Annotated in this window: 5 protein-coding genes and 1 pseudogene; 4 read left to right on the top strand and 2 right to left on the bottom strand. The window is 71.8% G+C overall.

Features of this window, described 5'->3' with window-relative positions; all coding sequences use genetic code 11:
• From tssM to ABDW35_RS26895, 4 genes are all read left to right on the top strand, one after another.
• Positions 1 to 2,863 (top strand): type VI secretion system membrane subunit TssM (gene tssM / locus ABDW35_RS26880; protein WP_343716928.1); only part of this gene is annotated, 2,863 nt, incomplete at its 5' end.
• Positions 2,845 to 3,408: a type VI secretion system-associated protein TagF gene (gene tagF / locus ABDW35_RS26885; protein ID WP_343716929.1), complete on the top strand. Its 564-nt coding sequence runs from the start codon at positions 2,845 to 2,847 to the stop codon at positions 3,406 to 3,408. The genes tssM and tagF, both read left to right, overlap by 19 nt.
• Entirely contained in the window at positions 3,405 to 4,118 is a 714-nt protein-coding gene (locus ABDW35_RS26890) for a protein phosphatase 2C domain-containing protein (protein WP_343716930.1), read from the top strand. Before tagF ends, ABDW35_RS26890 begins: the two co-directional genes overlap by 4 nt.
• A 282-nt stretch (positions 4,119 to 4,400) precedes the next feature.
• Complete coding sequence (locus ABDW35_RS26895) at positions 4,401 to 5,171, top strand: hypothetical protein (protein ID WP_343716931.1); 771 nt, start codon at positions 4,401 to 4,403, stop codon at positions 5,169 to 5,171.
• A gap of 183 nt (positions 5,172 to 5,354) precedes the next feature.
• On the opposite strand, the gene ABDW35_RS26900 is transcribed toward ABDW35_RS26895, so the two are convergent.
• Positions 5,355 to 5,828 carry a type VI secretion system tube protein Hcp gene (locus ABDW35_RS26900; RefSeq protein ID WP_343716932.1) on the bottom strand — a complete coding sequence of 158 codons (474 nt, stop codon included), beginning with the start codon at positions 5,826 to 5,828 and terminating at the stop codon, positions 5,355 to 5,357.
• A gap of 18 nt (positions 5,829 to 5,846) precedes the next feature.
• Positions 5,847 to 7,790 (bottom strand): annotated as a pseudogene (gene tssH / locus ABDW35_RS26905) (type VI secretion system ATPase TssH); the annotation flags it as partial.
• Positions 7,791 to 7,854: the final 64 nt, after the last annotated feature.

Raw genomic sequence — 7,854 nt, forward strand, 5'->3', positions numbered from 1 at the left:
GGCCGCCCATGCCCGCACCGTGCGCCGGCGGGTGACCGAGCTGTCGGACCGGCTGCGCCTGCGCGTGCCGGTCTACATGGTGTTCAGCAAGGCCGACCAGCTGGCCGGCTTCAACGAGTATTTCGACGACCTGGACGCCGAGGGCCGCGGCCAGGTCTGGGGCATGACTTTCCCGGTCGCCGGCGGGGTCGACGCCTTCGCCGCCGAGTACCGCCTGCTGCTGGACCGGCTGGATGACGGCCTCTATGAGCGGCTGCAGGCCGAGCGCGCGCCCGACCGCCGGGCCCTGCTAGGCGGCTTCCCGCTGCAGCTGGCCAGCTTGCAGGAGCCGCTGGCGGATTTCCTGGCCCAGGCCTTCGGCGGCACCCGGCTGGACCCGGCGCCGTTCCTGCGCGGCGTCTACATCACCTCGGCGACCCAGGCCGGCACGCCGATCGACCGGCTGACCGGAATGCTGGCCCGGTCCTTCGGGGTCGACCAGAAGCGCGCGCCCAGCCTGAAGCCGGTGGCCGGGCGCAGCTATTTCCTGAAGCGCATGCTGGGCGAGGTCATCCTCGGCGAGGCGCTGCTGGTCTCCACCGGCTCGAAGCGGACGCGGCGGATGCGCCTGCTGCGCATCGGCGCGCTCGGCACCATCGCCGCGGCGACGCTGGTCGTGTCGGTCGGGCTGTGGCGGGCCGAAGCGACCAACCGCGTGGCGGTCGAGCGCGCCGACGAGGCCATTGCCGGCTTCCGCCAGCAGCTGGCCGGGGTCAGCCTCGACCAGGTGTCGGACGACGACCTGCCGGTCATCGTGCCGCTGCTCGACACAGCCCGAGCGTTGCCGCGGGAACCGGCAGGCTGGCTGGCCGGCCTGTTCGGCCTGTCGCAGGCGGATAAGCTGGAGGCGGTGGAGCGCGGCATCTACCACCGGGCGCTGGAGCGGATCCTTCTGCCGCGCCTGATCTGGCGGCTGGAGCAGCAGATGCGCGGCCAGATCGACAATCCCGACTTCCTGTACCAGGCGACGCGGATCTACCTGATGCTCGGCGGCGCCGGCCCGCTCGACCCGGCGCTGGTGCGCGACTGGATGGCGCTGGACTGGCAGGCGCGGTTCCCCGGCGTGCTGAACCAGCAGATGCGCGAGCATCTAGCGGCCCATCTGGACGCGCTGCTGTCCGACCCGCTGCCCGCGGTGACGCTGGACGGCACGCTGGTGGAGACCGCCCGCGCCTCCTTCAGCCGGGTGTCGCTGGCCGCCCGGGTCTATGGCCGGATCCGGCCCGAAGCCTCGGCCGCGGCGGTGCCGGGCTGGACTCCGGCGGCGGAGCTCGGCTCCGCCGGGGCGCAGCTGTTCACCCGCATCTCCGGCAAGCCGCTGACCGACGGCATCCCCGGCTTCTACACCGCGGCGGGCTTCCAGACCGTGCTGCTGCCCCGGCTGGCCGGCGCGGCCAAGGCGGTGGCCGATGAGAGCTGGGTGCTGGGCCGCACGGACGCGGTGCCGACGGACGAGGCGGCGCTGCGGACGCTGGAGCGGGACGTCGTCGCCCTCTACGCCGCCGATTTCCAGGCGCAATGGGACGCCATGCTCGGCGACCTGGCGCTGGCGCCCTTCGCCGACCGCCCATCGGCGATCCAGGCGCTCTACGTGCTGTCTTCGCCGCAATCGCCGATGCGCGACCTGCTGGTGTCGATCGCGCGGCAGCTGACGGTGATGCCGGCTTCGCCGCCGCCTGCGGCCGGTCAACCGGCCGGCCAGGCGGGCGGCGACGCGGTGGAGCAGCAGCGCAAGGCGCTGGCCGCGGTGATCGGCGCGGCGACACCGGACTCGGCGATGCCCGCGGTCGACGCCCTGGACCAGCATTTCCAGCCGCTGAAGGATTTCGTCGGCGATGGGCAGGCGGCGCCGATCGCGGGCGTCACCCGGCTGATCAACACGCTGCAGCAGGAGTTGGCGCAGCTCGGCCCCGATACCGCCAACGTGCCGGCGGCGCTGCAGGGCAGCGGCGACCCGGTGCAACTGCTGCTGGCGGAATCGCAGCGCCAGCCGGCGCCGGTGTCGCGCTGGCTGCAGCAGATCGCCGCCTCCGGCCAGTCGATGATCGGCAGCAGCGTGCGGCATGCGGCGGCGACCGCCTTCTCCGGCGCCGACGGTCCCGGCCAGCTGTGCAAGGCGGTGGTCACCCGCCGCTTCCCGTTCTCGCCGTCGTCGGACCAGGATGCGCCGCTGGACGATTTCGCCCGGCTGTTCGGGCCGGACGGGCTGTTCGACAGCTATTTCCAGGCCCAGATCCGCCCCTTCGTCGACACCAGCGGCGCGGTCTGGCGGCTGCAGCCGGTCGGCGGCGTCACCCCGCCGGTCAGCCAGGCGACGCTGGCCCAGTTCCAGCGCGCCGCGGCGATCCGGGACGCGTTCTTCCCCGCCGGCGGCAACCAGCCGCAGATCCGCTTCGACCTGGCCCCGGCCTCCGCGGCCGACGGCTCCGGGCCGGCAACGCTGACCCTGGGCGGCACCACCATCGCCACCGCGGGCGACCAGGCCCGTCAGGCGTCGCTGACCTGGCCGGGGGCGGACGGCATGAACCCGGCCCGCATCGCCTTCGATCAGGCGGTCGCCGATTCCGGCCCGGGCCTGATCCCCGGCGGCGCGCCGGCCGGAGGCGGCGGGCTCGGCGGCGGATCGATCGGCGCCAGCGGCCCCTGGGCGCTGTTCCGGCTGCTGCAGCAGGGGCGGCTCTCGCCCTCCGGCCGGCCCGAGGAGTTCGCGCTGACCTTCCGCTCCGGCGCCAGCCAGGCCAGCTTCACCCTGCGGGCGGGGTCGTCGCGCAACCCGTTCGCCCGGGACCTGCTGAAGGGCTTCCAATGCCCGGTGCTGCAATGACCGGGGCGGCGGCGGACAGCCCGGCGGTGGGCTTCTTCGGCAAGATCCCGTCCCGCGGCGACTTCCTCTGCGTCGGGCTGTCGCTCGGCTTCATCCAGGCCTGGGACGGCTGGCTGCAGGGTGTCCTCGCCGATGCCCAGCGGGCGCTGGGCGAGCGCTGGGCCGAGATGTGGCGGGTGGCGCCGGTCTGGCGCTTCGCCCTGCCGTCCGGCCAGTGCGGCCACCACCCGGTGCTGGGCCTGTGGATGCCCAGCGTCGACCGGGTCGGGCGGTCCTTCCCCCTGACCATCGCCGCCGAGGGCGCGGACCGGGGCGACGCCTTCCTCGACGCGGCGGAGGCGATCGGCCGCGAGGCGATCTCCCATGACCTCGCGCCGGAGGACGTGATCGACCGGCTGCGTCAGGCGCCGCTGCCGCCGGCCCCAGACCCTGCCGGACAGGGCGCACGGTGGTGGAGCGAGGGCGGCCCGCTGGCGGCCGCGGCCGAGCTGCGGCTGGACGCCCTGCCGGACAGCGCCGGCTTCGCCCGGATGCTGGGACGGTGAGCGAGGGGTTGCGCCACTGGGCGGCGTCGCATCCCGGCGCCATCCGGATGCAGAACCAGGACGCCTATCTCTGCCGGCCGGAGCTCGGGCTGTTCTCGGTCGCGGACGGCGCCGGCGGGCATGTCGCGGGCGACGTCGCCTCGGCCCGCGTGGTGTCCATGCTCGGCGAGATCCCTGGCGACATGCCGCCGCCCGAGCGGCTGGCCGCGGTGCGCGCCCGGCTGCATGCCGCGCATGGCCTGCTGCTCGAGCAGGGGCGGTCCCGGGTCCCCCAGGCGACCCTGGCCACCACGGTCATCGTGCTGATGGTGCATGAGGATCATTTCGCCTTCCTCTGGGCCGGGGATTCCCGCGGCTACCTGCTGCGCGACGGCGCGCTGCACCGCCTGACCTCCGACCACAGCGTGGTGCAGGAGCTGGTCGATTCCGGCGCGATCACGCCCGACCAGGCCGAGACGCATCCGCAGGGCAACGTCATCACCCGGGCGCTCGGCGCCGGCGGCCCCGACCTGCTGGTCGACAAGGCGCTGGGAACGGCGCAGCCGGACGACCGCTTCCTGCTGTGCAGCGACGGCCTGTACAAGGCCGTCGGCCCGGACGAGATCATGGATATCCTGGCCGGGGACGGCGACATCGCCCAGCGCCTGGTCGACGCCGCGCTGGCCCGGCGGGCCCGCGACAACGTCACGGCGGTCGTCGCCGCGCTCTGACAATTCGGATCATCGAGTAGGTTTGGATTTGCCGGATATATTGCGGCATCGATCGAATTTTCCCTTTATTACTGTTCCATGTCGCAAGATTTTATTATTGAAATTACAGGTGTAGCGGATCAGTCGTAGAAAAATTCATACCGGTCGGTACGGTCTCGTCAGGCAACAACCGGATGCCGGGCGCGACCGACGACGTGCCCCGGCATCGGCCTGGATGGGGGCATTTCAATGGCTGAGTTCGGAGAGCTTTTCTGCACCGCCGCGGATGTGGCGGGAGCGGTCATGGGGGCCGTCACCGGCACCGAGGCCGTGGCGTCCCAACTGGCGGGCAACGCGAACTGGTCGGTGCCGGGCCTCGCGGCCATCGCCCCGGTCTACGAGGCGGCGATGCTGATGGCCCGGCGGGGACAGGTCGAAATCCTGCCCAACCTGCATTTCGCCGCGAACGGCCATGACGAGGCGCCGAGCCCGGTGACGAAGCGGTACCTGCAGACCCGCACCTACAAGAAGATCGCGGCCGGGGTCTGGGGCGTGGCCGGCGCCGCCTCCTCGATCCCGGCGCAGAATTTCGACGGGTTCAGCGCCGCCCGGCACCTCAATGCGGAGGCTTCGACGGGCATCCACATCTACCGGCTGCTGCAGATCGCCAAGCGATACCGGCAGTCGCAGACCATCGCCGACTGGTGCAACCGGGTGCTGAAGGCGAAATACGCCAAGGCCGGCATCCGCGGGGCCCAGCTGGCGGGGTCGCTGATCCCGATCCCCGGCGCCCAGGCGGCCCTGGGCGGGGCGGCGGCGCTGGGCAGCCTGGCCACGACCCAGACCTTCAACGGCACCTGCATGGCCGCGGCCGCGGAGATCCATTGGCGGGCCTTCCAGGAGACGACGGTCGCCGGGCGGGCCGGCGGCGGCACCGGCCCCGCCACCCAGATCATGAACGAGCTGTTCCGCCGCCGCACCGCCACCCGCATCCTCGGCTCCTACGACGTCGCCGCGCTGATCCGCGAGCCCGGCGGCTGGATGGCGGTCGGCGACAAGATCCTGCTGATGTGAGGTCCGGGCCGGCGCGCCCGGCCTGCACAGCCCGGAATACACAGCCGCCCGCCGGGTCGTCCCGGCGGGCGGTTCCGTTTCGGGCGTCAGGCCGGGTCCCCTCCTGCCGATCTGCCATCCCGGCAGCAAAAAGCCCGGCGACGGAAGCGTCGCCGGGCCGGACATGGAACGGAAGAGGGCGCGTCAGGTCAGCTGCGCCGTCTCCAGGTCGTAGGTCGAGGTGAAGTTCTGCCCCTCGGTCGCATCGTCCTTCATCTGCTTGGTGCTGAAGGCGACCTTGGTGAAGTTCAGGGTCATGGACTCGCCCGGCCGGTCCGAACCGCCCATCGAATAGTCGCTGATCAGCGTGTTGGTCAGCTCGAGCGACAGATAGACGTCCAGCTTGCCCTTGTCGGTGCGGACGAAGTCGATCTTCACGGTCTTGCCGTGGCCGCCCAGCGCCTCGGCCATTAGCTTGCCGGTGGCGATGTCGTTGTCCTTGGTGATCGTGACCTGGCCGACCGACGGCGCGGTCGATTCACGGTCGGCGGCGGACCCGACGGTGGTGGACAGCCGGCGGCCGACGCCCCACTGGAAGGAATGGCACTCGATCCAGTCCTTGTGGCCGGTCTCGGTCACGTCGCCGGTGATGGCGTCGTACTTCATATAGATGGACATGGCTGCAACCCTTTCGTCTTATTGCAGGTGGCACAGGAAGGCGCCGGAGCCGTCGATCGCGACCGTGGCCTGCTCCACCGGCCGTCCCTCCGCCATGCGGGCGAGGAACTGGGCCGACAGGTCCGGCAGCAGGGTCTTGGTCAGCAGGCTTTCGATGGCGCGGGCGCCGGCGCTGGCATCGGTGCAGCGCGCGACGATGGTGTCGACCAGCTCCGGGCCGTAGCGCAGGGCCGCGCCGAACTTGCGTTCGACCCGTGCGGCGATGCGGTCGAGATGCAGGGTGGCGACCTGCCGCAGCGTGTCGCGGGCCAGCGGCAGGTAGGGCACGACCGTGACCCGGCCCAGGAAGGCGGGCTTGAAGCTCTTGGCCAGCTCCTCGCGCAGGGCCACGCCCAGACCCTCGGCGTCGGGGGCGGTCTCCGGGTCGGTGAACAGCCGGGCGATCAGGTCGGTCCCGGCGTTCGAGGTCATGATGATGACGGTGTTCTTGAAGTCGATGTCGCGGCCTTCGCCGTCCTTCATCGCCCCCTTGTCGAACACCTGGAAGAAGATGTCGTGGACGCCGGGATGCGCCTTCTCCATCTCGTCCAGCAGGATGACGGAGTAGGGGCGGCGGCGCACCGCCTCGGTCAGGATCCCGCCTTCACCGTAGCCGACATAGCCGGGCGGGCTGCCCATCAGCAGGCTGACCTTATGCTCCTCCTTGAACTCGCTCATGTTGATGACGGTCAGGTTCTGCTCGCCGCCATACAGCAGCTCGGCCAGGGTCAGCGCCGTCTCGGTCTTGCCGACGCCGGAGGTGCCGACCATCAGGAACACGCCGATCGGCTTGCGCGGGTCGGTCAGCCCGGCGCGCGAGGTGCGGATCGACTGGGCGATCGCCTCCAGCGCGTGCGACTGGCCGACGACCCGCCGCTCCATCGCCTCGCGCAGGGTCAGCACCGTGCGGATCTCGTCCGACCGCATCCGCCCGGCCGGGATGCCGGTCCAGCTCTCGACGATCTCGGCCACGGCCTGGGCGTCGACCACCGGGAACACCAGCGGCTGCTCGCCCTGCAGGCCGCGCAGTTCGCCGGCCAGGGCGGCCAGGTCGCGCTGCAGGGCGGTGGGGTCGGGCTCGGCCTCGACCTTCGCCCGGGTCTCGCCGATCGCGGCGGCCAGGCGGCGCTCCTCGCCCCAGCGTGACTCCAGCGCCGCCAGCCGCGCGGCCAGCTGTGCCGATTCGGCTTCCAGCGCTGCCACCCGGGCGGCGTGGTCGGCGCCGGACAGCAGCTCGCGCCGCAGCACGCGCAGCTCGGCCGCGATCAACTCGATCCGGCGCCGCGTGTCCTCGACCGCCGGCGGCGGGGCCGCCTGGCTCATCGCCACTCGGGCGCAGGCGGTGTCGATCAGGCTGACCGCCTTGTCCGGCAGCTGCCGGCTGGGGATGTAGCGGGCGGAGAGCTTCACGGCGGCGTCCAGCGCCTCGTCCAGGATGCGGACGCCGTGATGCTGTTCCAGCGTCGGCACCAGGCCGCGGATCATCGCCACGGCGATGTCCTCGGACGGCTCGTCCACCTTCACCGTCTGGAAGCGGCGGGTCAGCGCCGCGTCCTTCTCGAAGTATTTCTTGTATTCGGCCCAGGTGGTGGCGGCGATCACCCGCAGCTCGCCGCGGGCCAGCGGCGGCTTCAGCAGGTTGGCGGCATCGCCCTGGCCGGCGCCGTTGCCCGCGCCGATCAGGGTGTGGGCCTCGTCGATGAACAGGATCACCGGGGCGGGGCTGGCATTCACCTCGTCGATCACCGATTTCAGCCGGTTCTCGAACTCGCCCTTGATCCCGGCGCCGGCCTGCAGCAGGCCGAGATCGAGGGTGCGGATGGCGACGTTGGCGATGGCCTGCGGCACGTCGCCGGCGGCGATGCGCAGGGCCAGCCCCTCGACCACCGCGGTCTTGCCGACCCCGGCCTCGCCGGTGAGGATCCGGCATGCTGATCGCGGCACGCGTGCCGCCTCTTTGCGCGAACCTCGTTTCTTCGCCATTTCC

The organism is Inquilinus sp. (assembly GCF_039594555.1).
GTDB lineage: Bacteria > Pseudomonadota > Alphaproteobacteria > DSM-16000 > Inquilinaceae > Inquilinus.

Bases quoted from the DNA above. Each gene is read 5' to 3' on its own strand.
- ABDW35_RS26895 (WP_343716931.1), top strand. From the start codon at position 4,401: ATGGGGGCCGTCACCGGCACCGAGGCCGTGGCGTCCCAACTGGCGGGC.
- tagF (WP_343716929.1), top strand. From the start codon at position 2,845: ATGCCCGGTGCTGCAATGACCGGGGCGGCGGCGGACAGCCCGGCGGTG.
- ABDW35_RS26900 (WP_343716932.1), bottom strand. From the start codon at position 5,828: ATGTCCATCTATATGAAGTACGACGCCATCACCGGCGACGTGACCGAG.